The organism is Micrococcus sp. HG099 (assembly GCF_024723355.1).
Classification (GTDB): domain Bacteria; phylum Actinomycetota; class Actinomycetes; order Actinomycetales; family Micrococcaceae; genus Micrococcus; species Micrococcus endophyticus.
This window is the reverse complement of sequence record NZ_JANQCJ010000015.1, coordinates 1-22,923: the sequence shown is the minus strand read 5'-3', so window position 1 is coordinate 22,923 and position 22,923 is coordinate 1. Positions and strand designations below refer to the sequence as shown.

Here is a 22,923-nt window from a genome sequence, read left to right as displayed (position 1 = left end):
GGTCGCCCCCATTCTCCCGCGTGCCCGGACGCCCCCCGCGAACGTGACTCGGCGCTGGCTAAGATGGCCCGGGACGAGAGGCCCGAGGGAAGAGGACGCGCCATGACGGATCTGATCGACACCACCGAGATGTACCTGCGCACCATCCTCGAGCTCGAGGAGGAGGGCATCCCGCCCCTGCGCGCGCGCATCGTGGAGCGCCTGGAGCACTCCGGCCCCACCGTCTCCCAGACCGTGGGCCGCATGGAGCGGGACGGGCTCGTGCACGTGGGCGCGGACCGCCGCCTGCAGCTCACCGTCACCGGCCGCGAGCTGGCCGTGGCCGTGCTGCGCAAGCACCGCCTCGCCGAGCGCCTGCTCGCGGACGTGATCGGCCTGGAGTGGGAGCTCGTCCATGAGGAGGCGTGCCGCTGGGAGCACGTGATGAGCGACCAGGTGGAGCGCCGCCTGCTCGCGCTCCTGGAGAACCCCACGGAGACCCCCTACGGCACCCCCATCCCGCCCCGCCCGGAGCAGGCCTCCGCGGAGGACTGGAGTCGCAGCATGGGCCTGGCCGGCACCCGGCTCTCCGAGGAGGCGGACACGCCCGGCCGCTTCCGCGTGCGCGGGCTGGCGGAGGGCGTCCAGACCGACCCTGAGCTGCTGGCCCAGCTGGCCGCCGCCGGCGTGACCCCCGGCCGGACGGTCACCGCGCAGGCCGCCCTCGACCCCGGCTACGTCCGCGTCGAGGGCGAGGCCGGCGACGGCGCGCCGGAGGCCGGCGCCTTGGAACTGGCCGTCGAGACGGCCGCCCACGTGTGGGTCGAGCGCCTCGACGCCTGAGCGTGCGCACCCCGGGCCGACCGGCGCCGGACCGGTGCGCGCGAGGCCCGCGGCGGGCCGCCGTCGTCGCCGGTGACGGGCGCGTGAGGACGCGGTGACGGACGGGTGAACCCCCGGAGGGCGCGACGGCGACACGCCGAGCGGCCGCGCCCGGCCCCCTAGCGTGGGGAGCACGACGCCCCGTGACCCCTCGCCCCGCTAGGTCCCCCCGATGCGCACACTCGTCCTGAACGCCGGCTACGAACCCCTCTCGGTGGTCTCCGACCGCCGGGCGCTGCTGCTCGTGGCCACCGGCAAGGCCAGCGTGCTCGAGGACGCCGGCGACCCGATGCGCAGCCCCACCCGCGCGTGGGGCCGGCCGCTCGTGATCCTGCTGCACCAGTACATCCGCGTCCCCCACACGGACGCCGCCCCCGTCTCCCGCAAGGGCGTGCTGCGCCGCGACGCCCACCGCTGCGCGTACTGCGGCGCCCACGCCACCACCGTGGACCACGTCCGACCCCGCTCCCGCGGCGGCGAGAACTCGTGGGAGAACCTCGTGGCCTGCTGCCTGCGCTGCAACGCGGTCAAGGCGGACCGCTCGCTGGAGTCGATGGGCTGGCGCCTGCGCGTGGAGCCCGTGCGGCCCCGCGGCGCCCAGTGGCGCATCCGTGAGCTCGAGCGCCCCGCCGAGGCGTGGCGGGACTACCTGCGCCTGGCGGCCTGAACCCCCGGGGTCCTGGCCCCCCGTGGTCCCGTGAGCCCCGGCGCCCCCGTGGTGCGCGGGGGCGCAGGGATCCGCGCGCTGACGCCCGGAGCGGAATCGCCCTCGCGCGCGCCCGCGCGTTCCTAGACTCGTTGACGATCGAGAGGGCGGAGGGCCACCATGAGCATGGAGTCGGCGGCACGGGTGTCCATGATGCGGATGACGCACGGGCAGAACGGGACGACGCAGCCCCTGGCGAAGGGCACCGTGCGGCGCACGATCGCCTTCGCGGACCGCTACCGCGCCCGGCTCATCGTGTTCGTCCTCACCTCGATCGTGGGCGCCGTGCTCGGCGTGGCCTCGCCCGTGCTCGCCGGAGACGTGGTCAACGCGATCACCGGCGGCGACGACGGCGGCCTCGTGGTGCGCCTGGCCCTGCTGATCGCGCTCGTGGCCGTGCTGGACGCGGCCCTGTCCGTGTTCACGAAGTGGCTCTCCTCCGGGCTGGGGGAGCGGGTCATCTTCGACCTGCGCACCGCCGTGTTCGACCACGTGCAGCGCATGCCGGTGGCCTTCTTCCAGCGCACGCGCACCGGCGCCCTCGTCTCCCGCCTGAACAACGACGTGATCGGCGCGCAGTCCGCGATCTCCCGCACCCTCTCCGGCGTGGTGGCGAACGTGGTGTCCGTGGCGCTGACCCTGGGCGTGATGGTGGCGACCAGCTGGCAGGTCACCGTGCTCTCCCTCCTGCTGCTGCCCCTGTTCCTCATCCCCGCTCGGGCGGTCGGCTCGAAGCTGGCGGGGCTCTCCCGCGAGCGGGCCGGGCACAACGCCGCCATGGGCGACCAGATGACGGAGCGGTTCTCCGCCCCCGGCGCCACCCTCATCAAGCTCTTCGGCCGCCCCGCCGCCGAGTCCGCCGAGTTCGCCCGCCGCGCGGACCGGGTCCGCGCCACGGGCGTGGACATCTCCGTGCGCCAGGCCGTGTTCACCACGCTGCTCACGCTCGTCTCGGCGCTCGCGCTCGCGGCCGTCTACGGCGTGGGCGGGCTCCAGGCGATCGCCGGCACTCTCGACGCCGGCGACGTCGTCACCCTCGCCCTGCTGCTCACCCGGCTCTACGCCCCGCTGACCGCCCTGGCCAACGCCCGTGTGGAGATCATGAGCGCGCTCGTCAGCTTCGAGCGCGTGTTCGAGGTACTGGACCTGCAGCCGCTCATCACCGAGCCGGCCCGCCCCGCGGCACTGCCCGCCGGGCCGCTGTCCGTGCGCCTGCGGGACGTGCGCTTCTCCTACCCCACCGCCCAGGAGGTGTCCCTGGCCTCGCTCGAGGAGGTGGCCGTGCTGGACACCCGCGGCGGCGAGGAGGTCCTCCACGGGATCGACGTGGCCGTGCCGGCCGGGTCAACCGTGGCGCTCGTGGGGTCCTCGGGCGCCGGCAAGTCCACGATCGCCTCGCTCGTCACGCGCCTGCACGACGTCAGCTCCGGCGCCGTGGAGCTCGGCGGCGTGGACGTGCGCGACCTGTCCTTCGCGGACCTGCAGGAGGCCGTGGGCATGGTGACCCAGGACGGGCACCTGTTCCACGACACGGTGCGGGGCAACCTGCTGCTGGCCCGCCCGGACGCCACGGAGGAGCAGCTGTGGGACGCCGTCGAGCGGGCCCGCCTGCGCCCCGTGATCGAGGCGCTCCCGGACCGGCTGGACACCGTGGTGGGCGAGCGCGGCTACCGCCTCTCCGGCGGCGAGCGCCAGCGCATGACCATCGCGCGGCTGCTGCTGGCCGCCCCGCGCGTCGTGGTCCTCGACGAGGCGACGGCGGCCCTGGACTCCACGAACGAGCGCGCCATCCAGGAGGCGCTGGGGGAGGCGCTGACGGGGCGGACGGCGATCGTGATCGCCCACCGCCTGTCCACCGTGCGCAGCGCGGACGAGATCCTCGTGGTGGAGGCGGGGCGGATCGTGGAGCGCGGCGGCCACGCGGAGCTGCTGGCCGCGGGCGGGCGCTACGCGGAGCTGTACACCACGCAGTTCGCCGACGCGGAATGAGGCGGCGGCCGGACCGGCCACCCGGGTGCCCCAGGCCGGAATCGAACCGACGGCCTACCCTTTAGGAGAGGGTCGCTCTATCCAACTGAGCTACTGGGGCGCGGACCGGGCGGGGTGCCCGCCGGTCCGGTGAGCGAGTCTAGCGGAGGCGCTCAGCGACGCCGGGCGGCCGGCTCGCGACGGCGGCGCCCGGCCCACAGCATCACCACGATCGCCAGCGCGATCAGCGCCAGCAGGACCCAGCGGGCGAGCGTCAGGGCGGCGGCGAGGCCGGTGCCCGGGCCGCCGGCGGCGATGGCCTGCTCGATCGCGATGTTCTCCGCGATGTCCACCACCGCGAACAGCACGCCGACGCCGAGGGCGCCCCACTTGGCGGCGGCCGGCCGCAGCCGCCACGCGCCCACGGCCGCGAGGGTGAGCGCCACGGCGATCGGGAAGATCACGCCGGCCGTCTTGTGCACCCAGTTGAGCTGGCCGCGCGCGGCGTCGTCCATGACCGCGGAGAGCGCGCGGACGTGGTCCTGTCCGTAGAAGAGCATCGAGTCGGGCATGGCCAGGCCGCCGGTGAGTTGCGTCATCTGCTGGAGCACCAGCAGGTGCAGGTAGGCGCCCACGAGCAGCGTGGTGACGATCAGCGCGCTCACCGGGATGGCGGGGCTGCCCTCCTGGCGCCCGGCGGCGGCGAGGTCCTCGCGGACGTTCACGTCCCGCAGGGTGGGGCGGGCGCGCTCGGCGCCGCCGGCGGCGCGCGCGGCGGACGAGCCGGAGCGCGCGCCGGACTGCGACGCGCGGGACGGCCGGGACTTGCGGGGCTTCTGGGACAACGGGGGCACCTCCGCGGACCATCTTCCCAGACCCGGACCGGTCTGCCGTCCGGGGGCGGGGTCGAGCAGGGCCGGGCCACGGCCCCGCACCGCTGTCCCGTCCGGGCCCCCGCCTAGACTGGATCCGCCATGGCTGACCTCTTCTCCGCGCTCGGACGCGCCCCCCTGACCCCCGCCCGGACCCGCCGCGACGCGGATCCGGAGACCGCCCTGCCGGGCCTCGTGCCCACGGCCGTCACCCGCGCGGCCGCGGACCCGGAGGCGTGGGGCGGCGACCCGGAGTCCTGGGGCCGGGACGCGGCGCCGGCGCACACCCCGGACTCGCTCGTGGCGGGGCTGAACCCGCAGCAGTCCGCCGCCGTCACCCACACGGGCGCCCCGCTGCTGATCGTGGCCGGCGCGGGCTCGGGCAAGACGCGCGTGCTCACGCACCGGATCGCGTGGCTGCTGGCCACCGGTCGCGCGCGCCCGCACGAGATCCTCGCCATCACCTTCACCAACAAGGCGGCGGCGGAGATGCGCGAGCGCGTGTCCGGGCTGATCGGCCCGACGGCGCAGCGCATGTGGATCTCCACGTTCCACTCCTCGGCGGTGCGCCTGCTGCGCAACGAGGCCGCGAACATCGGGCTGAAGTCCACCTTCACCATCTACGACTCGGCGGACAGCCTGCGCCTGGTCACCACCATCGCCAAGCTCCACGAGCTGGACCCCAAGCGGTTCGCCCCCAAGGCGCTCCTGAACCGCATCAGCTCCCTGAAGAACGAGCTCGTGGAGGCGGACGACTACGCCTTCACCGTGGCCGAGGGGGACCCGTGGGGCCGCGCCGTCGCCGCCGTCTACCGGGACTACACCGCGCGCCTGCGCCAGGCCAACGCCCTGGACTTCGACGACCTGATCGGCATGACCGTCCACATGTTCGAGGCGTTCCCGCGCGTGCTGGACAACTACCGCCGCCGGTTCCGCCACGTCCTCGTGGACGAGTACCAGGACACCAACCACGCCCAGTACCGCCTGATCCGCCTCCTCGCGGGTCCCGCCGGCGAGCCCGAGGGGGTGGACACCCCCGGCGGCGAGCTCACCGTGGTGGGCGACTCGGACCAGTCCATCTACGCCTTCCGTGGCGCGGACATCCGCAACATCGTGGAGTTCGAGCAGGACTTCACGGACGCCGTGACCATCAAGCTCGAGCAGAACTACCGCTCCACGCAGACCATCCTGGACGCGGCCAACGCGGTCATCTCGAACAACCCGGACCGCCGCAAGAAGGACCTGTGGACGGCCGAGGGCGCCGGCGCCGCGATCGTGGGCTACGCCGCCGAGAACGAGTCCGCCGAGGCCGAGTGGATCGCCTCCACCATCGACCGCCTGCAGGACGAGGACGGGATCCGGCCGGCCGACGTCGCCGTGTTCTACCGGACCAACGCGCAGTCCCGCGCCCTCGAGGAGCGGCTGGTCACGCGCGGCATCCCCTACCGCGTGATCGGCGGCACCCGGTTCTACGACCGCAAGGAGATCAAGGACGCGCTCGCGTACCTGCGCGTGATCGTGAACCCGGACGACGACGTCAACGTGCGCCGCATCCTCAACGAGCCCAAGCGCGGCATCGGGGACCGGGCCGAGGGCGCCGTGGCCGCGTGGGCCGAGCGGAACCGGACCACGTTCTCGGCCGCCCTGCGGGACGCGGAGCACGCCCCTGGCATGGCGACCCGCTCGCTCAAGGCCGTCAACGGGTTCGTGCAGATGATGGACGACCTCGCCCAGGTCGCCGAGAGCGCAGGCCCGGCCACCGTGCTCGAGGCCGTCCTGGAGCAGTCCGGCATGCTCGCCGCCCTGCGCGAGTCCGAGGACCTGCAGGACGAGTCCCGCGCGGACAACCTCGGCGAGCTCGTGGCCGTGGTGCGCTCCTTCGAGAAGACCACGCCGGACGGCACGCTCTCCGACTTCCTGGAGCAGGTCGCCCTCGTGGCGGACGCGGACCAGCTGCCCACCGCGCCGGACGTGGAGGGGGAGAGCCTCGCCGAGGCCCAGGGCCAGGTCACGCTGATGACCCTGCACACGGCCAAGGGCCTGGAGTTCCCCGTGGTGTTCCTGACCGGCATGGAGCACGGCGTGTTCCCGCACGCGCGGTCCATGACGGACGAGAAGGAGCTCGCCGAGGAGCGCCGGCTGGCCTACGTGGGCCTCACCCGAGCGCGCCGTCGCCTGTTCCTCACGCGCGCCGAGGCGCGCTCGCTGTGGGGCCAGCACCAGTTCAACCCGCCCAGCCAGTTCCTCGGGGAGATCCCTGAGGCGCTCATCGACTGGGAGCGCGAGGGCGCCGTGCGCTCGGCCGGCTCGCTCAGCCTCACCGGCGCCGGCACGTCCCGCTACACGGGCCGGTTCGGCTCCGGCGGCGGGCGGCCCGCCTGGCGGTCCCGGGACGACGACGGCGGCGCGCGCCCGCAGCGCCTGACGCGCGGCGACGAGCCGACGGACCTCACCGTGCCCTCCGCCGTGGTGCGCGGGCGGGCGCCCAGCCGGGTCCAGCCGCAGAAGGAGATCGTGGCCCTGAGCCCCGGGGACCGCGTCTCCCACGCGACCTTCGGGCAGGGCCGGGTGGACGCCGTCGCCGGGGCGGGGGACAAGACCGTGGCCACCGTGACCTTCGAGGACTCCGGCGCCCAGAAGCGGCTGCTGCTGCGCTACGCGCCCCTGACGAAGGTCGAGGACTGAGAGGCGCGTCACTCCGGGCGTCATGCGCCGCGCAGGCCTGCGGGCGGCGCGATCCTCTCGACTAGAGTGGCCGTGGAGGCGTCTGTGACGTCAGGCCCGCGCGCGCCACGCGCGGTCGGCCGCGCACCCGCGCCTCCCGCCGCGTCGGTGGTCCCCCACCGCCCCGGCTGTCCCTGTCTTCGACGTAGAAGGACTCACCACCGTGGACCTGTATGAGTACCAGGCGCGCGATCTGTTCGAGGCGCACGGCGTTCCCGTGCTGGCCGGCATCGTTGCGCAGACCCCGGAAGAGGCCAAGGCGGCCGCTGAGAAGATCGGCGGCGTGACCGTCGTCAAGGCGCAGGTGAAGGTCGGCGGCCGCGGCAAGGCCGGCGGCGTCAAGGTCGCCAAGACCGCCGACGAGGCGTACGAGCATGCCAAGGCCATCCTGGGGATGGACATCAAGGGCCACACCGTGCACCAGGTCATGATCGCCCAGGGCGCCGACATCGCCGAGGAGTACTACTTCTCCGTGCTGCTGGACCGCGCCAACCGCACCTACCTGGCCATGTGCTCGGTCGAGGGCGGCATGGAGATCGAGCAGCTCGCCGAGGAACGCCCCGAGGCCCTCGCCAAGGTGCCCGTCTCCGCGCTGACCGGCATCGACGCCGAGACCGCCCAGAAGATCGTCGCCGAGGCGGGCTTCCCCGAGGAGCTGCGCGCCGACGTCGCCGACGTCATCCAGAAGCTCTGGGTCGTCTTCGAGAAGGAGGACGCCACCCTCGTCGAGGTGAACCCGCTGGTGAAGACCGGCGACGGCAAGATCCTCGCCCTGGACGGCAAGGTCTCCCTCGACGACAACGCGGAGTTCCGCCAGGAGGGCCACGCCGCCCTCGTCGACGAGCGCACCGAGGACCCGCTGGAGGCCAAGGCCAAGGCCAACGACCTCAACTACGTGAAGCTGGACGGCCAGGTCGGCGTGATCGGCAACGGCGCCGGCCTCGTGATGTCCACCCTCGACGTCGTCGCGTACGCCGGCGAGCAGCACGGCGGCGTGAAGCCCGCCAACTTCCTGGACATCGGCGGCGGCGCCAACGCCGAGGTCATGGCCAACGGCCTCGACGTCATCCTGGGCGACGAGCAGGTCAAGTCCGTGTTCGTGAACGTCTTCGGCGGCATCACCGCGTGCGACGCCGTCGCCAACGGCATCGTCAAGGCCCTCGAGATCCTGGGCGACGCCGCCACCAAGCCGCTGGTCGTGCGCCTGGACGGCAACGCCGTGGAGGAGGGCCGCCGCATCCTGCAGGAGGCGAACCACCCGCTCGTCACCCTGGCCGCCACCATGGACGAGGGCGCCGACAAGGCCGCCGAGCTCGCCCACTCCGCGAACTGACCGTTCGGAAAGACTGAGGAAACAGCTATGTCGATCTACCTGAACAAGGACTCCAAGGTCATCGTCCAGGGCATCACCGGCGGCGAGGGCACCAAGCACACCCGCCTGATGCTCAAGGCCGGCACGAACATCGTGGGCGGCGTCAACGCCCGCAAGGCCGGCACCACCGTGTCCCACGAGGACAAGGACGGCAACGCCGTCGAGCTGCCGGTCTTCGGCTCCGTCACGGAGGCCATGGAGAAGACCGGTGCGGACGTGTCCGTCGCCTTCGTGCCGCCGGCCTTCGCCAAGGACGCCGCGATCGAGGCCATCGAGGCCGAGATCCCGCTGCTCGTGGTCATCACCGAGGGCATCCCGGTGCAGGACTCCGCGACGTTCTTCGCCCTGTCCCAGTCGAAGACCGGCGAGGACGGCAAGCCGAAGACCCGCATCATCGGCCCGAACTGCCCCGGCATCATCACCCCGGGCGAGGCCCTGGCCGGCATCACCCCGGCCACGATCACCGGCTCCGGCCCGATCGGCCTCGTGTCCAAGTCGGGCACCCTGACCTACCAGATGATGTACGAGCTGAAGGACTTCGGCTTCTCCACCGCCATCGGCATCGGCGGCGACCCGGTCATCGGCACCACCCACATCGACGCCCTCGAGGCGTTCGAGGCCGACCCGGACACCCAGGCCATCGTGATGATCGGTGAGATCGGCGGCGACGCCGAGGAGCGTGCGGCCGAGTTCATCAAGGCCAACGTCACCAAGCCGGTCGTCGGCTACGTGGCCGGCTTCACCGCCCCGGAGGGCAAGACCATGGGCCACGCCGGCGCCATCGTCTCCGGCTCCGCCGGCACCGCGCAGGCCAAGAAGGAGGCCCTCGAGGCCGCGGGCGTGAAGGTCGGCAAGACCCCGTCCGAGACCGCCGAGCTCATGCGCGAGATCATGAAGGGCCTGGCCTGATCCAGCGGTGAGGAGCGCCGAAGCCGGCGCCCCGCACCGGCAGGCGGATGCACCACGGCCCCTGTCCCTCGTCCTGAGGGGCAGGGGCCGTGTGCTGTGCGGGGAGGAGCGTCGGTCAGCCCAGGTTCGCGCCGAAGAGCAGGCCGAGCACGTACGTCACGGCAGCGGCGCCGTAGCCGATCGCGAGCTGGCGCAGGCCCCGAGCCAGCGGTGAGGAGCCGGACAGCAGCCCGACCACACCGCCGGTGAAGAGCAGGGCCACGCCCACCATCGCCGCCGCCAGGCCCAGGGCCCACAGCCCGGACATGCCGAAGATGTACGGCAGGATCGGGATGAGCGCGCCGGAGGCGAAGAACGCGAAGCTGGACAGGGACGCGCTCCACGCCGAGCCGATCTCCGCGAAGGAGCCCGAGTGGTCCACCGGCCCCTGGGAGCCGTCGGGACGGGCGGAGAACTGTGGGTTGCAGTCGCACGTGAGATAGCCGAGGCGCTCGAGCGCACGGTGCTCGGCGTCCTCGGGCGTCATGCCGCGGGCCAGGTAGACGAGCTTGAGCTCATTGTGGTCCAGGTCCAGGTGCTGGGCCGCCTCGAGGGTGACCTGGGTGGGGGAGGAGGCCTCCAGCAGCTCCCGCTGGGACCGCACCGAGACGTACTCGCCGGCCGCCATGGACAGTGCGCCCGCCAGCAGCCCGGCCACGCCGGTGAACAGCACCACGGACGACGCCACGCCCGTCGCGCCGATGCCCATCACGAGCGCCAGGTTGGAGACCAGCCCGTCGTTCATGCCGAAGACGGCGGCGCGGAAGTTGCCGGCCAGCTGCTCGCGGCCCCGGGCGGCCAGGCCGCGCACGACCTCCTCGTGGATGGCCTCATCCGCCACCATGCCCTCGGGGGCGTCCTGGTCCTCCGCGTAGGGGGTGTCCGACTCGGCGCGCTGGGCCAGGGCCAGCACGAACACGGAGCCGAAGATCAGCGCGAGCCAGCGCAGCAGGATGCGGTGGACGGAGGGGCGCGGCGGGTTCTCGGCGTGCTCGCCCAAGAGGGCCCGCCAGTGCTGCTCGTGCCGACGCTCGGCCTCGGCGAGGCCCAGAAGGATGTCGCGCTCCACGCCGTCCTTGCGGGCGGCGATGTCGCGGTAGATCTGACCCTCGGCGATCTCGTCGGCGAGGTAGCGGCGCCAGCGTCGGACCTGTTCACGGGTGGGTTCGGGGAGTGCCGCGGGGGTGGCGGCATGGGCGGGACTCATGGGGCTCCATCGGACGGGCGGGATGGGGATGCGGCGCCGCCGTCGCGGGCCGCGGCGGCTGGGCGCGCTCGACCGGCCAGTCTACGCCGCCGCTACCATGGCCGCATGGACGCAGCGGAGACCCCCGAAGGCCCCGAGGCCACCGCGTACGAAGGCGGCCGGCCGGCCTGGCAGCACCGCCTCCTGGCGGGTGGGGACGAACCGGACCCTCGGTTCACGCTCGCCAACGAGCGTACGTTCCTGGCCTGGGTCCGGACGGCGCTGGCGCTGCTGGCCGGCGGGGTCGCGGTGGAGGCGTTCACCGGCGCCCTCTTCGCGCCACCGGTTCGGGTGGCGCTGAGTACGGTGCTGCTCGTCCTGGCGGCGCTGCTCGCCCTGGGCGCGGGTGCGCGATGGCTCCGGGTGGAGCGCGCGATGCGCCGCGGCCGTCCGCTGCCGCTGCCACTGATCGTCCCGGTCCTGGCGGGGGGTGTCGTCCTCGCCGTCGTGGTGCTGATGCTCGCCGTCGTCCTGCCGTGGGGCTGAGGCGATGCGCCTGCACCACGACCCCGGGCTGCAGCCCGAGCGCACCGTGATGAGCTGGGGCCGCACCGTCCTGGCGCTGGGCGTCCTCAGCCTCATGTTCCTGAGGTGGTGGCCGGCCGTCGGCGCGTGGGCGTTCGGGCCTGCGGTGGTGGCGGCCGTCGGCGGGGCAGCTGTGCTGGCCACCCAGCGCCGGCGCTACGTGGCGCAGTCGCGCGGGATCGCCGGGGAGCGGGCACGGCCGGCCCTGGCGTCGGTGGCCGGCATGGTCGCGCTGGTGGTGGGCTTGGCGGCCCTCGGGATCACCGCCACGCTGCTGCACTCGGCCTGATCCGCGGACGACGACGGCGCCCCTCACCTGCGCGGGCAGGTGAGGGGCGCCGTCGTGCCTCCGGAGGCGGACCGCTCAGCGGGCGATCATGCCGTGGGGGTCGATGATGAACTTGTCCACGGAGCCCTGGTCGAACTCCGCGTAGGCCTGGGGTGCCTCGTCCAGGCTGATCACGCGCGGGTTGACCATCTCCGTCAGGTACGGCATCCGATCCCACAGGATCGACATCATCAGCTGGCGGTTGTAGCGCATGATGGGCGCCTGTCCGCCGATGATGTGGGGCGACTTGATCCAGGCCTTGCCGAAGTCCACCGGAAAGGTGCCCTCCTGCTCGGCCTTCGTCTCCGCGATCGGGTCCGGCCCGTAGATGCCGATGATGCCCGTGGCACCGCCCGGACGGGTGATGTCCAGGACCTGGTTCACGGCGGCGATCGGCTGCATCTCGTCGGACTCGGAGCCCAGGCCGTGGGCCTCGGAGCCGCCGTAGTCCACCGCGCAGTCCACCATCGGCTCGCCGAGGATGTCGTTCACGGCGTCCTGCAGGTTCTCCGTGACGGAGAGGTCGATGGTCTCGCAGCCGTGCTTGCGCACCAGCTCGAGACGCGAGGCGTCCTGGTCGCCCACGATGATGCACGAGGCGCCCAGCAGTCGAGCGGCGGCCGCGGCGCACCGGCCCACGGGGCCGGCACCGGCGATGTAGACGGTGGAGCCGGGCTTGGCGCCGGCCGCCATGAGACCGTGGAACGCCGTGGGGAGGATGTCCGAGAGCACGGCCAGATCCAGGATCTTCTCCATCGCCTGCTCCTGGTCCCGGAAGCGCAGCAGCTGGAAGTCGGCGTACGGCACGAACAGGTACTCGGCCTGTCCGCCCTGGAAGTCGCCCAGATTGAAGCCGTAGGCGGCGCACGCCTGCTCCGGGTTGGCGGTCTCACACACCTCGGTACGGCCGGCACGGCAGTTGCGGCAGCGGCCGCAGGCCACGTTGAACGGCACGGAGACGAGGTCGCCCTCCTTGAGGAACTGGACGTCGCTGCCGACCTCCAGCACCTGGCCGGTCATCTCGTGACCCAGCACCATGCCCTCGGGCACGGGGAAGGAGCCGCGGTAGATGTGCAGGTCGCTGCCGCAGATGTTGGTCGCGACGATCTTGAGGATGACGCCGTGCGGGGCGGCGGAGCCGTCAGGCATCTCCAGCTTGGGGCAGTCCAGCTCGTCGACTCGCACGTCCTTGATGCCGTGGAATGCCACGGCGCGGTTCTTGGTGGTCATGGGAACTGTTGCCTTTCTGTCTCCAGCGAGGCCCGGGTGAGGCGGAAGCCGGAACGGCCCCGCGGGGACGCCCCCGGCCTGCGCTGTTCGGCAACACCAGGGGCCGGGAGGAGCCAGAGGAAGGATCGCCCGCCACCGCATCGCCTGGCCTGACCATCGTGCGGGCGTCGGAGGACCGCAGGCCCCGGAATTCCTGGTCAGAGACGCTCTCGGGCCGCGGCGTCGACGCCGTGGCGGGCGCGCACCCGCCAGGCCTCGAGGACCGCGGGGTCGGTGGGCCGGGTCACCAGGCTGAGGAGGACGTACACGACGGCGGAGGCGGCCAGGCCGACGTAGATCGGCTCGTTCGCGAAGACGCCCTCGAAGGGCTCGGCCGCGTTCATCTCGAGCCAGCCCATGGTGCCGAGGGTGCCCACCGTCCCGACCACCATGGACCACAGGGCCGCCGTCCCGGTGCCCCGCTTCCACACGAGGCCGCCGACGATCGCGACGAACAGGCCGCCCACGAGGATGTCGTACGCGATGGTCAGGGCCGCCACCACGTCCGGGACGACGATCGCCAGCCCCAGCACGACGGCGCCGAGCAGCAGCACCCAGCCGCGGTTCGAGGCGAGCTCCGCCGCGGTCTCCGGAGCCTCGTCCTCGGTGGTGGCGCCGTCCTCGGAGGCGGCGGCCTCGCCGCGGAGGATCGGGAGGATGTCGGTGCGCATCACGGTCGAGGCCGCGATGATCGCCCCCGAGGCGGTGGACATCATGGCCGCGACGGCGGCCGCCAGGGCCACGCCACCGACGCCGACGGGCAGCAGGTTCTGGGCGACCCATGCGAAGACGTCGTCCGGGGTTGCGATGTCCGCGGTCACCGTGCGGGCGGCCATGCCGATCACGGCACCGGCGACGCCGTAGGCGATGCAGTACAGCCCCGCGGTGGCGCCGCCGATCTGGGCCACGCGCGGGGAGCGGGCCGTGAAGACGCGCTGCCAGACGTCCTGGCCGATCAGCAGGCCGAGGGTGTAGACCACGAAGTAGGTGACGATCGACTGCACGCCGATCCCGTCCCAGCTGAAGAACTCGGCGCCCAGGCGCTCCTGCATGGCGCTCCAGCCGCCGGCGTTGGCCAGGGAGAGGGGGAGCATGAGGGCGAACAGGCCGATGGTCATGATGAGGAACTGGGCCATGTCGGCCAGGGTGATGGACCACATGCCGCCGAGCACGGAGTAGGCCAGCACGATGCCGCCGCCCACCAGGACGGACAGCCAGCGGTCCCAGCCGAAGAGCACTACGAAGATCGACGCGTAGGCACCGGTGGAGGTGGCGGCGAGCATGAGCGTGTAGGCGAGCATCACGAAGGAGGAGGCGTGGGAGGCCCCGCCGCGGCCGTACCGCAGGCGCAGCATCTGCGAGACGGTGTAGATCTTCAGGCGGGCCAGGATCGGGGCGAACGCCACCGACAGGATGAGCACGCCGACGCCGATGGCGGCCACGAGCCACGCGCCGGAGAGCCCGAACTCGTACCCCAGGCCGACGCCGCCCACGGTGGCGGCGCCGCCGAGCACCACGGCGGCCATGGTGCCGGTGAACAGCACCGGCCCGAGGCGACGGCCCGCCACGAGGTAGTCCTCTGAGCTGGCGGCGCGGGTCTTGCCCCACCAGCCGAAGGCGAGCATGCCGACCAGGTAGACGGCGACGATGGTCAGGTTGAGGGTCACGGGTGGTCCTTCAGGGCGAGGAGATCCAGAGCGCCGGGGATGCGGGGGCGCTGTGGGTGGGCGGGGCGCGGCCGGCGTGTTGCCGATCACACGATCGGGGTCTACGGTAAACACCTGTTGCATGTCAGGCAACATGTCGTCCAGGGTGACACCGCGACGTCGCCGGACGCGAGGAAGGAACGCGATGAAGGCCCTCCCGCTCGAGACCGCGCCGGGACAGGCGCTGATCGGCCGCCGACTGCGCGCGCTGCGCGAGGCGCGGCGGCTCACCGTGGCCCAGCTGGCCGAGGCGGCCGGCGTCAGCAAGGGCTTCCTCTCCCGCCTCGAGCGGGACCTGACGAGCCCGTCCGTGAGCACGCTCGTGACCCTGTGCCAGGTGCTCGGCGCGAGCCCGGGCGACGTCCTGGACGCGCCCGAGGTGACGGTCGTGCGCCTCGCCGACGCCCCCGCGATCAGCCTCGGCGGCGAGGGCATCCGCGAGCGCCTCATCACCCCGCGCGGCAGTCGCGACCTGCAGATCCTGCGCGCGGACATCGCGCCGCACGGCCGTGGGGAGGCGGAGCTGTACACCGTGGACTGCCGCGTGGAGGCGGTGCACGTGGTCACCGGCCGCCTCGAGCTGCGGACCACCGAGGCCGTGCACCTGTTGGAGGAGGGGGACACCGTCACCCTCCCCGGGCGCGAGCCTCACTCGTGGGCCAATCCGGACGACCGCCCCGCCGTCGTGCTGTGGACCCTCGTGGGCCACGCATGAACCGTGCGGCACGCCCGCACCGGACAGACCAGACCAGACCGACCAGACCGAATCGAACCGCCCAGAGAGGACATCCAGATGCTCGAGATCCCCCGCGTCGAGGACAACGGCCGCCTCGGCCCCGTGAACTCCGCCCTCGTGCCCCGCTACGGCGGCGCCCCCACCTACGCCTTGCTGCCGCGCCTGGACGAGGCGGCGGCCGCCGGCGTCGCCCCGGAGATCAAGGTGGTCGGCGTGCCGTTCGACGCCGGCGTCTCTTACCGCCCCGGTGCACGCTTCGGGTCGGGCCACGTGCGTCAGTCCTCGCGGCTGCTGCGCCCCTACAACCCCGCCACGGACACCTCGCCCTTCGCGCAGGCCCAGGTGGTGGACGCCGGGGACATGGCGGTGAACCCGTTCAACATCGGCGAGGCCATCGAGGCGATCCAGCAGGACGCGATGGACCTGACCGAGGACGGCGCCTCGCTCATGACCATCGGCGGCGACCACACCATCGCGCTGCCGCTGCTGCGGGCCGCGTCGGCCCGCGCCGGCGAGCCTGTGGCCCTGCTGCACTTCGACGCCCACCTGGACACGTGGGACACCTACTTCGGCGCCGAGTACACCCACGGCACGCCGTTCCGCCGCGCCGTGGAGGAGGGGATCCTGGACACCGAGGCCATCTCGCATGTGGGCACCCGCGGCCCGCTCTACGGCAAGAAGGACCTTGACGACGATCACCGCATGGGATTCGGCATCGTCACCTCCTCGGACGTGTTCCGCAAGGGTGTGGACGAGATCGTGGACCAGCTGCGTCAGCGCATCGGGGACCGGCCGCTCTACATCTCCGTGGACATCGACGTCCTCGACCCCGCGCACGCGCCGGGCACCGGCACCCCCGAGGCCGGCGGCATCACGAGCCGCGAGCTGCTCGAGATCCTGCGCGGGCTGCGCGGCCTGGACATCGTGGGCGCCGACCTGGTGGAGGTCGCCCCGGCCTACGACCACGCCGAGCTGACCGGCGTCGCCGCCTCCCACGTGGCCTACGACCTGATCACCCTGATGGCCGACCGCCGCGCCTCCCGCGCAGCTGCCGGAGAGGAGCAGGGCCGATGAGCGCGGAGCAGGCGACGACGGCGGCCCCGCGGCGCAACGGCGGCGACTTGGCCGTGGAGACGCTCCATGCCCTGGGCGCACGGACGGTCTTCGGCATCCCGGGCCAGCACGCCCTGGGTCTCTTCGATGCCCTGTCCCGCTCCCCGCTGGAGTTCGTCTCGAACCGCGTGGAGAACAATGCCGCCTTCGCCGCGGACGGGTACGCCCGGGCGACCGGCGAGGTCGGGGTGCTGTTCCTCTCCACCGGCCCCGGCGCCCTCACGTCGCTGGCCGGCCTGCAGGAGGCCTACGCCACCGGCGTGCCCCTGGTCGTGGTGGCCTCCCAGATCCCGCTCTCCGGTCTCGGCGCCCGCCGCAAGGGCATGCTCCACCAGCTGGATGACCAGAAGGCCTCGGCCCGCAACGTCACCAAGGCCCAGTTCACGGTGCACCACGCCTCGGGCATCCCCTCGGCCATCCAGGACGCCTGGGCGGAGGCCGTCACCGTGCCGCAGGGCCCGGTGTGGGTGGAGATCCCGCAGGACGTGCTGCTCGGCGAGGTCCTGGTGCCCCCGGTGGAGGACGCGCTCGCCGTGCCCTACGACCACCCGCCGCGCGCCGAGCTCGTGGACGAGTCCGTGCGCTGGCTGCGCGACGCCCAGCGGGTGGCGATCGTGGCCGGCGGCGGCGTGCGCCGCTCCGGCCGCGCCGCCCTGGCCAGCCTGAAGGAGGTCGCGGAGCTGCTGCAGGCCCCCGTGGTCTGCTCGCCCGGCGGCAACACCGCCTTTCCCTGGGAGCACCCGCTCTCCCTCGGCGGCTGGGTGGAGGACCGGCTCGTCACCGACCTGCTCGAGGACGCCGAGGTGCTGCTCGTGGTGGGCTCCTCCCTCGGCGAGGTCACCTCCAACTACTTCACCCTCGAGCCGCGCGGCCGTCTCATCCAGGTGGACGCGGAGCCGCGCGTGCTGGAGACCAACCACCCCACCCTCGGCGTCCGCGCCGACGCCGGCCAGGCGCTCGCGGACCTCGCCGCGGCCCTGCGGGAGTCCGGCCCGGTGGCCGGGGACGCGCCCGTCTGGCACGGCCGCACCCCGGCCGAGGTGGTCGCCGAGACGATGGGGCGGGTCGCCGCCCGCCTCGACGCCCAGGACCTCGCGGTGGAGCGCCGCCTCCTGGCGGACATCCGCGCGGCCGTGCCCGCGGACATGCAGACCTACTGGGACATGACCATCGCCGCGTACTGGGGCTGGAACTGCTGGGACGCCCGCGAGGGCGAGTTCCACTCGGCGCAGGGCGCCGGCGGCCTCGGCTACGGCTTCCCGGCGGCGTTCGGCGGCGCGGTGGGCCTGGCCCACCAGGGCCGCACCGGGATCGACGGGCGCGTGCTCGCCGTGGCCGGCGACGGCTCGGCCATGTACTCGATCGCCGAGCTCGCGGCCGCGAGGCAGCACGACGCGGCGGTGACGTGGCTGATCATCGACGACGGCGGGTACGGCATCCTGCGCGAATACATGGAGGGCGCGTTCGGCAAGGCCACGGCCACCGAGCTCGACCGGCCGGATTTCCAGGCCCTCGCCGCCTCCTTTGGCGTGCCCGCCGAGACGGTGGGAGTGGAGGACGTGCGCGGCGCGCTCGAGCGCGCGTTCCAGGCGGACGGGCCGAACGTCGTCGTGGTGCAGACCCGCCTGGCGATGTGGGCGCCGAGCCACCTGGGGGAGGCCCCGGAGGTCTGAGGCGGCCCGGCGCGGCTCAGCGGGGGTCGGCGGCCTCGAGCGGCTCGTAGTCCTGCCCCGCCCCGGCGGCCCGACGTTCAACACTCGTGCCACGAGCGCGGTGCCGCAGGGCCGCCCGGGGTGGGGTTGGCGTGCACCTGCGGGAACTCGAGCTGCGGGCGGTGCGTGCGCAATGCGGTGACGAGGTGGACCACGGCCGCGGAGCTGTCTCCGCGGCGAAGAAGCCGGACTCGGGCGTCAAGGGAGCCGGGCCGGGGTCACGCGTGGACCGCCCCGGTCACCAGGGACATGGCCCTCCATGTCGACGGCGTCGGGGAGGACTTGGGTACCGCCGGTGCCAGGCACCTCCCAGAAGACGTCCTGGAACCATCCCGCCGATCTCACGGAAACGTCCTGCATCCGTTGCCATGCTGGCCTCTCGACGCGGCCCGCCACCCGGCGGGCACCCCACGAGAGGAACTCCATGGCTCCCTGGACCCCGCCCCGCTCCCGCCGTCCCTTCCCCCAGGCCACCGAGGGCGGCGAGGCCCCCGCCGTCACGCCCACCTTCGAGGGCCGGGCCTTCCACCGCCCGGCCGAGGACGTCGAGGACCAGGGCGCCGCATTCGACGTCGGCACGCTCGTCTCCCGCCGCAACGCACTGGGCATCTTCGGCGCGGGGGCGGGGGCCTTCGTCCTCGCCGCGTGCGGCGTTCAGGAGGGCGCCTCGTCCTCCTCCAGCTCGACGTCGGCGAGCGCCGGCTCCTCGTCACCCGCCGCCGCCTCCTCGTCGGCGGCGAGTGCCTCGCCGTCCGCCACCCTGACCGAGATGGTCACCGAGACCGCAGGCCCGTACCCGGGCGACGGCTCCAACGGCCCGGACGTGCTCGACGCGTCCGGCATCGAGCGCTCCGACCTGACCACGAGCATCGACACGGGCACCGTCGCCGAGGGCGTCCCGCTGACGGTGACGATGAACGTGATCGACATGGCCAACGGCGACGCCGCCATGACCGGCGCCGCCGTGTACCTCTGGCACGCCGACGCGCAGGGCCGCTACTCGATGTACTCGGACGGCGTCACGGAGGAGACCTACCTGCGCGGCGTCCAGGTGGTGGGCGACGACGGCACGGTCACCTTCACCACGGTGTGGCCCGGCTGCTACGCCGGCCGGTGGCCCCACCTGCATTTCGAGGTGTTCCCGGACAAGGCGTCCATCACGGACGCGACGAACAACGTCCTCACCTCACAGATCGCCATGCCCGCAGAGCAGTCCGCGCAGGTCTACGCCACCTCGGCCTACGGCGGGTCGACGGCGAACTTCGCCCAGGTCAGCCTCGAGACGGACAACGTCTTCTCCGACGGCTACGAGACGCAGCTGCCGCAGATCACGGGCTCTGTGGAGAAGGGCTTCGCCATCACCATCGACGTCCCGATCGACACCACCACCGAGCAGGAGCAGGGCGGGATGGGCGGGCCCGGCGGCGGGCAGCCCCCGGCGGGCGGCGGGGGCGGTCAGCCCCCGGCGCGGCCCTGAGCCTCCCCGGCCCGGTCACCGGGTCAGTCGGTCTGGGACTCGTTGCGCTCGGGGTGCGGGCCGAACACGAAGTGGCGGCCGGACACGCGCTGGACGTCCACACGGACGTAGAAGTCCTTCAGCGTCGGCACCCACGGCTCGATGCCGAGGGACTCGGCCTCCGCGATCTCCGCCTCCGTGTCCAGGCGGCGCGCGGTGCCGTGCACGAGCACGGACCAGGCCTGGTCGGCCAGGATCCCGTCGGCCTGCACCACGACGCGCGGATTCACCGTGAGCTCGGCGAGCTTCGAGCCGGGCGCGGTGCGGAAGTAGACGGCGCCGTCGTGGGCCCGCACGTTCACCGGCACGATGTCCGGCCGCCCGTCCACGGCCAGCCCGAGGCGAGCGTGGCGCACGCGGCGCAGCAGTCGCCAGACCTGGTCCTCGTCCAGCACCAGGACGGCCTCACCGTCCGGGTGCTCGAACATCAGGTGGTCTCCGGGCTCCGCGACGGGGTCGGGGCGCTGCATCGACGGGGCGTCGGTGGTGTCGTGGTGCTGCGGGGTCATCGGGGCCTCCTGGCGTGCCGGGACGGGCGCCGTCGGGCGCGGCGCTGAGATCGGGCTCACACCCACTCTAGACATGGTCGGCCGCCCGCGAGGCGACGATGTCGCCCAGCACCGCCGCCGTCGTCGGCGCCTCGCGGCCCGGGGCGACGGCGAGCGCGAACGGGCACGTGTGGGCGCGCGGGCCGTCGTCGACGAGCCGGCCCGACGACGGCGCCGCCGGGTCCGGCGTGAGCCACCTGCCCCCGGCGCGGCGCAGGATCAGCTGCCCCGCCGCGACGTCCCAGGGCTTGGTGTCCACGTACAGCGCGGCGTCGGCCCAGCCCGCCGCCGTGTGGGCGAGCTCGAGGGCGCCGGAGACGGTGCGGCGCACGGTCGCGTGGGCGGTCACGAGCCGCCCGAAGCGGCGCAGCGCGTCCTCGCCCTCGCGCGCGATCGCCTCGCCCGCCGGATAGGAGGTCACGAGGTTCTGGGCGCGCTCGCCGCCGGCCGGCACCGGCCGGGCGACCTCGGCCAGCGGGCGCTCCGGCCCGTCGCCGCGGGTGAGGTAGGCGCCGTCCGCGTCGGCGGAGAACGCCAGCCCGCCCACGGGGTCCAGCACGACGCCGGCCACCACCTCGCCGTCGACCTCGGCGGCCAGGGACACCGAGAACATCGCGAAGCCGTGCGCGAAGTTGGAGGTGCCGTCGATGGGGTCCACGATCCAGGTCAGCCGGGCGGCCTCGCCGGTGCCGGCCTGCGCCCCGAGCTCCTCGCCGAGCACGCCGGAGCCGGGGACCGCCGTCGTGAGCGCGGCGACGAGCCGGGCCTCGGTGCGTCGGTCGTGGACCGTGACGAGGTCGTGGTGCGTGGTCTTGGCCTCGGGCCCGGTGGCGGCGGGGGAGCGGAAGGCGGCTGCGAGGTCCGCGCACACGGCACCGGCGGCGTCGAGGGCGATGCGGCGCAGGGCCGCGGGGGAGGGGACGGTCGCGCTCATGCCCCGAGCCTAGGCGGGGGTCCGGACACGTCGGACCACACGCGAGACAATGGAGCCGCCCCCCCCGAGCAGAGGAGCCGCCATGACCGAGCACCCCCTCCCGACCCCCGACGACGACGCCACCCTCACCGGCCCCCAGGCGCCCACCCCGCAGCGCGTGGCCGCCGTCCGGGCCCTGCGCACCCTCCTCGCGGAGGGCTACGCCACCCCCGAGGCGCCCGTCGCGGTGACCGGCGCCGGCTGGCCCGACTACGACGCGCGCGTGCTGCCCGGTCTCGCCGCCGCCCAGGAGCTGGCCGGCGTCGACGTCGACTACCTGCGCCACGTGGACCGCGTCAGCGACGCCGGGATCGACGCCGCCTCCCTCGCCGACCTCGGCACCCTGTTCACCTACGTGCTGCGCGGCGAGCGGTTCTCCGAGGGGCACATCGGCGCCGCCCTCGCCAACGGCAAGGTGGGCCGCATGCTGGACCGCCTCGCCGAGCTGGTCCCGCAGGTCCGCTGACGGCGGGGCGTGCGGGATACTGGGGGTCATGTCCGCAGCATCCGACGCCGCCCCCGTCTCCCCGCGCCGCACGCGCCTGGCCGCCCCGGGGGACCCCACCCCCGTGGAGAACGTCGCCACGCACCTGCAGGAGGGGTGGAACCGGTGGCACCGCTCCCGCGCCCTGCGCGCCGGCCACGTGCCCACCATCATGGCGTTCACCGGCTACGGCAGCACCAGCTGGGTGCGGATCCTCTCCCGCGTGGTGATCGCCCCGGACGAGGAGTTCCTCAACGGCCGCCGCATCTCCAAGGTGGTCGCGGACGGGGTGCGCGGCTGGCGCAACTTCGTGGCCCCGCCCATGGCCTACGCCGAGGTCGAGGTCGAGGTGGGCGGCACCCGCACCACGGTCCGCACGGACCGCATGGGCGTGGTGGACGCCGTCCTGGACGTGGAGATGGAGCCCGGCTGGCGGACCGCCACCCTGCACGTGGGCGACGACGAGCACGTCACCATGGACCTCTACATCTGCCATCCCGACGCGCGCATCGGCCTCGTCTCGGACATCGACGACACCGTGGTGGTCACCTCCCTGCCGCGCCCCCTGCTGGCGGCCTGGAACTCCTTCGTGATCGACGAGCACGCCCGCACGCCCACCCCGGGCATGGCGGTGCTGCTGCGCCGGGTCGCCGAGCTCGAGCCCAAGGCCCCCGTGCTCTACCTCTCCACCGGCGCGTGGAACGTGGCCCAGACCCTCACCCGCTTCCTCGGGCGCAACCTCTACCCGCTGGGCGCGCTGCTGCTGACCAGCTGGGGCCCCACCAAGGACCGCTGGTTCCGCTCCGGCCAGGAGCACAAGAAGACCCAGCTCGAGCGGCTCGCCGAGCAGTTCCCGGACATCAAGTGGATCCTCGTGGGCGACGACGGCCAGCACGACCCCGAGATCTACGCCGACTTCGCGCAGCGTCACCCGGACCGGGTCGCGGCGATCGTGATCCGCCAGCTCACCCCCTCCGAGGCGCTCCTCGCCGGCGGCCGCGCGGAGGACACCCGCCGGTCCACCCCGGGCATCCCGTGGTGCTACGGCCCGGACGGCGCCTCGCTGTCCAACCAGCTCGAGGACCTCGGCATCCTGCCCGTGGGCTTCGTGGACGTCCAGCCCGAGGGCTGGAAGGAGGACATCCTCGGCGACGACGAGGTGCTCTCCGCCGCCGAGCACGGCGCCGCCGCCCTGGGTGACGAGGCCGATGCCCCGGACACGGCCGCCGAGCCGCGCGTGCCGGCGGGCGAGGCGGCCGTGGGGGGCGGCCCCGCGGACGAGGCGGAGGCGGCCGAGGCGGGCGGCTCCCGATGAC

General features: G+C 73.5%; 20 protein-coding genes and 1 tRNA gene. 14 read left to right on the top strand and 7 right to left on the bottom strand.

Annotated elements, in window-relative coordinates; all coding sequences use genetic code 11:
• The first annotated feature begins 102 nt into the window (after window positions 1–102).
• The 3 genes from NWP10_RS02700 to NWP10_RS02690 all read left to right on the top strand — a co-directional run bounded on the left by NWP10_RS02700 (window position 103) and on the right by NWP10_RS02690 (window position 3,556).
• On the top strand, window positions 103–822 hold the full coding sequence (locus NWP10_RS02700) for a metal-dependent transcriptional regulator (RefSeq protein WP_258299809.1): 720 nt from the start codon (window positions 103–105) through the stop codon (window positions 820–822).
• 211 nt (window positions 823–1,033) lie between these two features.
• Window positions 1,034–1,528, top strand: a complete 495-nt coding sequence (locus NWP10_RS02695; RefSeq protein WP_248195189.1) for an HNH endonuclease — start codon at window positions 1,034–1,036, stop codon at window positions 1,526–1,528.
• 159 nt (window positions 1,529–1,687) lie between these two features.
• Complete coding sequence (locus NWP10_RS02690; protein WP_258299808.1) at window positions 1,688–3,556, top strand: ABC transporter ATP-binding protein; 1,869 nt, start codon at window positions 1,688–1,690, stop codon at window positions 3,554–3,556.
• Between the two features lie 26 nt (window positions 3,557–3,582).
• Here NWP10_RS02690 and NWP10_RS02685 read toward each other — a convergent pair.
• Both NWP10_RS02685 and NWP10_RS02680 read right to left on the bottom strand, forming a co-directional pair.
• Window positions 3,583–3,656 (bottom strand) — tRNA-Arg (locus NWP10_RS02685).
• Window positions 3,657–3,708: 52 nt separating this feature from the next.
• Complete coding sequence (locus NWP10_RS02680) at window positions 3,709–4,380, bottom strand: hypothetical protein (protein ID WP_258299807.1); 672 nt, start codon at window positions 4,378–4,380, stop codon at window positions 3,709–3,711.
• A gap of 129 nt (window positions 4,381–4,509) precedes the next feature.
• Between NWP10_RS02680 and pcrA the strand changes: the two genes are divergently transcribed.
• The 3 genes from pcrA (at window position 4,510) to sucD (ending at window position 9,412) form a co-directional block, all read left to right on the top strand.
• Complete coding sequence (pcrA, locus tag NWP10_RS02675; protein ID WP_258299806.1) at window positions 4,510–7,092, top strand: DNA helicase PcrA; 2,583 nt, start codon at window positions 4,510–4,512, stop codon at window positions 7,090–7,092.
• 202 nt (window positions 7,093–7,294) lie between these two features.
• Window positions 7,295–8,464, top strand: a complete 1,170-nt coding sequence (sucC, locus tag NWP10_RS02670; RefSeq protein WP_017488279.1) for an ADP-forming succinate--CoA ligase subunit beta — start codon at window positions 7,295–7,297, stop codon at window positions 8,462–8,464.
• Between the two features lie 27 nt (window positions 8,465–8,491).
• Window positions 8,492–9,412, top strand: a complete 921-nt coding sequence (sucD, locus tag NWP10_RS02665; protein ID WP_258299805.1) for a succinate--CoA ligase subunit alpha — start codon at window positions 8,492–8,494, stop codon at window positions 9,410–9,412.
• Between the two features lie 115 nt (window positions 9,413–9,527).
• Here the strand turns inward: sucD and NWP10_RS02660 are convergent, their stop codons facing one another.
• On the bottom strand, window positions 9,528–10,658 hold the full coding sequence (locus tag NWP10_RS02660) for a VIT1/CCC1 transporter family protein (protein WP_258299804.1): 1,131 nt from the start codon (window positions 10,656–10,658) through the stop codon (window positions 9,528–9,530).
• 105 nt (window positions 10,659–10,763) lie between these two features.
• Between NWP10_RS02660 and NWP10_RS02655 the strand changes: the two genes are divergently transcribed.
• Both NWP10_RS02655 and NWP10_RS02650 read left to right on the top strand, forming a co-directional pair.
• Entirely contained in the window at window positions 10,764–11,183 is a 420-nt protein-coding gene (locus NWP10_RS02655; RefSeq protein ID WP_258299803.1) for a YidH family protein, read from the top strand.
• A gap of 4 nt (window positions 11,184–11,187) precedes the next feature.
• Window positions 11,188–11,511 (top strand): DUF202 domain-containing protein, encoded by a 324-nt coding sequence (locus tag NWP10_RS02650; protein ID WP_258299802.1) that lies wholly within the window; start codon window positions 11,188–11,190, stop codon window positions 11,509–11,511.
• 75 nt (window positions 11,512–11,586) lie between these two features.
• Here the strand turns inward: NWP10_RS02650 and NWP10_RS02645 are convergent, their stop codons facing one another.
• Together NWP10_RS02645 and NWP10_RS02640 are read right to left on the bottom strand one after the other, a co-directional pair.
• A complete protein-coding gene (locus tag NWP10_RS02645) occupies window positions 11,587–12,780 on the bottom strand; it encodes an alcohol dehydrogenase catalytic domain-containing protein (RefSeq protein ID WP_258299801.1) in 1,194 nt (397 codons plus the stop codon).
• A gap of 197 nt (window positions 12,781–12,977) precedes the next feature.
• The gene (locus NWP10_RS02640; RefSeq protein ID WP_258299800.1) at window positions 12,978–14,486 is read right to left on the bottom strand and encodes a sodium:solute symporter; all 1,509 of its coding nucleotides are present in this window, start codon (window positions 14,484–14,486) and stop codon (window positions 12,978–12,980) included.
• Between the two features lie 184 nt (window positions 14,487–14,670).
• Between NWP10_RS02640 and NWP10_RS02635 the strand changes: the two genes are divergently transcribed.
• The 4 genes from NWP10_RS02635 to NWP10_RS02620 all read left to right on the top strand — a co-directional run bounded on the left by NWP10_RS02635 (window position 14,671) and on the right by NWP10_RS02620 (window position 19,563).
• Entirely contained in the window at window positions 14,671–15,240 is a 570-nt protein-coding gene (locus NWP10_RS02635) for an XRE family transcriptional regulator (protein WP_017488288.1), read from the top strand.
• Window positions 15,241–15,318: 78 nt separating this feature from the next.
• Window positions 15,319–16,335 (top strand): agmatinase, encoded by a 1,017-nt coding sequence (gene speB, locus NWP10_RS02630; protein WP_017488289.1) that lies wholly within the window; start codon window positions 15,319–15,321, stop codon window positions 16,333–16,335.
• Window positions 16,332–18,047, top strand: a complete 1,716-nt coding sequence (locus NWP10_RS02625; RefSeq protein WP_258299799.1) for a thiamine pyrophosphate-binding protein — start codon at window positions 16,332–16,334, stop codon at window positions 18,045–18,047. Before speB ends, NWP10_RS02625 begins: the two co-directional genes overlap by 4 nt.
• A gap of 463 nt (window positions 18,048–18,510) precedes the next feature.
• Window positions 18,511–19,563 carry a 3,4-dioxygenase subunit beta gene (locus NWP10_RS02620; protein ID WP_258299798.1) on the top strand — a complete coding sequence of 351 codons (1,053 nt, stop codon included), beginning with the start codon at window positions 18,511–18,513 and terminating at the stop codon, window positions 19,561–19,563.
• A 23-nt stretch (window positions 19,564–19,586) separates the two neighbouring features.
• Here NWP10_RS02620 and NWP10_RS02615 read toward each other — a convergent pair whose 3' ends face one another.
• On the bottom strand, window positions 19,587–20,111 hold the full coding sequence (locus NWP10_RS02615) for a pyridoxamine 5'-phosphate oxidase family protein (protein WP_258299797.1): 525 nt from the start codon (window positions 20,109–20,111) through the stop codon (window positions 19,587–19,589).
• A gap of 67 nt (window positions 20,112–20,178) precedes the next feature.
• Entirely contained in the window at window positions 20,179–21,084 is a 906-nt protein-coding gene (locus NWP10_RS02610; RefSeq protein WP_258299796.1) for an inositol monophosphatase, read from the bottom strand.
• A gap of 82 nt (window positions 21,085–21,166) precedes the next feature.
• Between NWP10_RS02610 and NWP10_RS02605 the strand changes: the two genes are divergently transcribed.
• The gene (locus tag NWP10_RS02605; RefSeq protein ID WP_017488293.1) at window positions 21,167–21,589 is read left to right on the top strand and encodes a DUF6508 domain-containing protein; all 423 of its coding nucleotides are present in this window, start codon (window positions 21,167–21,169) and stop codon (window positions 21,587–21,589) included.
• 28 nt (window positions 21,590–21,617) lie between these two features.
• Window positions 21,618–22,922, top strand: a complete 1,305-nt coding sequence (locus NWP10_RS02600; protein WP_258299795.1) for an App1 family protein — start codon at window positions 21,618–21,620, stop codon at window positions 22,920–22,922.
• Window position 22,923 lies beyond the last annotated feature (1 nt).

Excerpts from the sequence above, each read along its gene's own strand:
- NWP10_RS02700 (WP_258299809.1), top strand. The coding sequence starts at position 103 with ATGACGGATCTGATCGACACCACCGAGATGTACCTGCGCACCATCCTC.
- NWP10_RS02695 (WP_248195189.1), top strand. The coding sequence starts at position 1,034 with ATGCGCACACTCGTCCTGAACGCCGGCTACGAACCCCTCTCGGTGGTC.
- NWP10_RS02690 (WP_258299808.1), top strand. The coding sequence starts at position 1,688 with ATGAGCATGGAGTCGGCGGCACGGGTGTCCATGATGCGGATGACGCAC.
- pcrA (WP_258299806.1), top strand. The coding sequence starts at position 4,510 with ATGGCTGACCTCTTCTCCGCGCTCGGACGCGCCCCCCTGACCCCCGCC.
- sucD (WP_258299805.1), top strand. The coding sequence starts at position 8,492 with ATGTCGATCTACCTGAACAAGGACTCCAAGGTCATCGTCCAGGGCATC.
- NWP10_RS02660 (WP_258299804.1), bottom strand. The coding sequence starts at position 10,658 with ATGAGTCCCGCCCATGCCGCCACCCCCGCGGCACTCCCCGAACCCACC.
- NWP10_RS02655 (WP_258299803.1), top strand. The coding sequence starts at position 10,764 with ATGGACGCAGCGGAGACCCCCGAAGGCCCCGAGGCCACCGCGTACGAA.
- NWP10_RS02650 (WP_258299802.1), top strand. The coding sequence starts at position 11,188 with ATGCGCCTGCACCACGACCCCGGGCTGCAGCCCGAGCGCACCGTGATG.
- NWP10_RS02645 (WP_258299801.1), bottom strand. The coding sequence starts at position 12,780 with ATGACCACCAAGAACCGCGCCGTGGCATTCCACGGCATCAAGGACGTG.
- NWP10_RS02635 (WP_017488288.1), top strand. The coding sequence starts at position 14,671 with ATGAAGGCCCTCCCGCTCGAGACCGCGCCGGGACAGGCGCTGATCGGC.
- speB (WP_017488289.1), top strand. The coding sequence starts at position 15,319 with ATGCTCGAGATCCCCCGCGTCGAGGACAACGGCCGCCTCGGCCCCGTG.
- NWP10_RS02625 (WP_258299799.1), top strand. The coding sequence starts at position 16,332 with ATGAGCGCGGAGCAGGCGACGACGGCGGCCCCGCGGCGCAACGGCGGC.
- NWP10_RS02620 (WP_258299798.1), top strand. The coding sequence starts at position 18,511 with ATGGCTCCCTGGACCCCGCCCCGCTCCCGCCGTCCCTTCCCCCAGGCC.
- NWP10_RS02615 (WP_258299797.1), bottom strand. The coding sequence starts at position 20,111 with ATGACCCCGCAGCACCACGACACCACCGACGCCCCGTCGATGCAGCGC.
- NWP10_RS02610 (WP_258299796.1), bottom strand. The coding sequence starts at position 21,084 with ATGAGCGCGACCGTCCCCTCCCCCGCGGCCCTGCGCCGCATCGCCCTC.
- NWP10_RS02605 (WP_017488293.1), top strand. The coding sequence starts at position 21,167 with ATGACCGAGCACCCCCTCCCGACCCCCGACGACGACGCCACCCTCACC.
- NWP10_RS02600 (WP_258299795.1), top strand. The coding sequence starts at position 21,618 with ATGTCCGCAGCATCCGACGCCGCCCCCGTCTCCCCGCGCCGCACGCGC.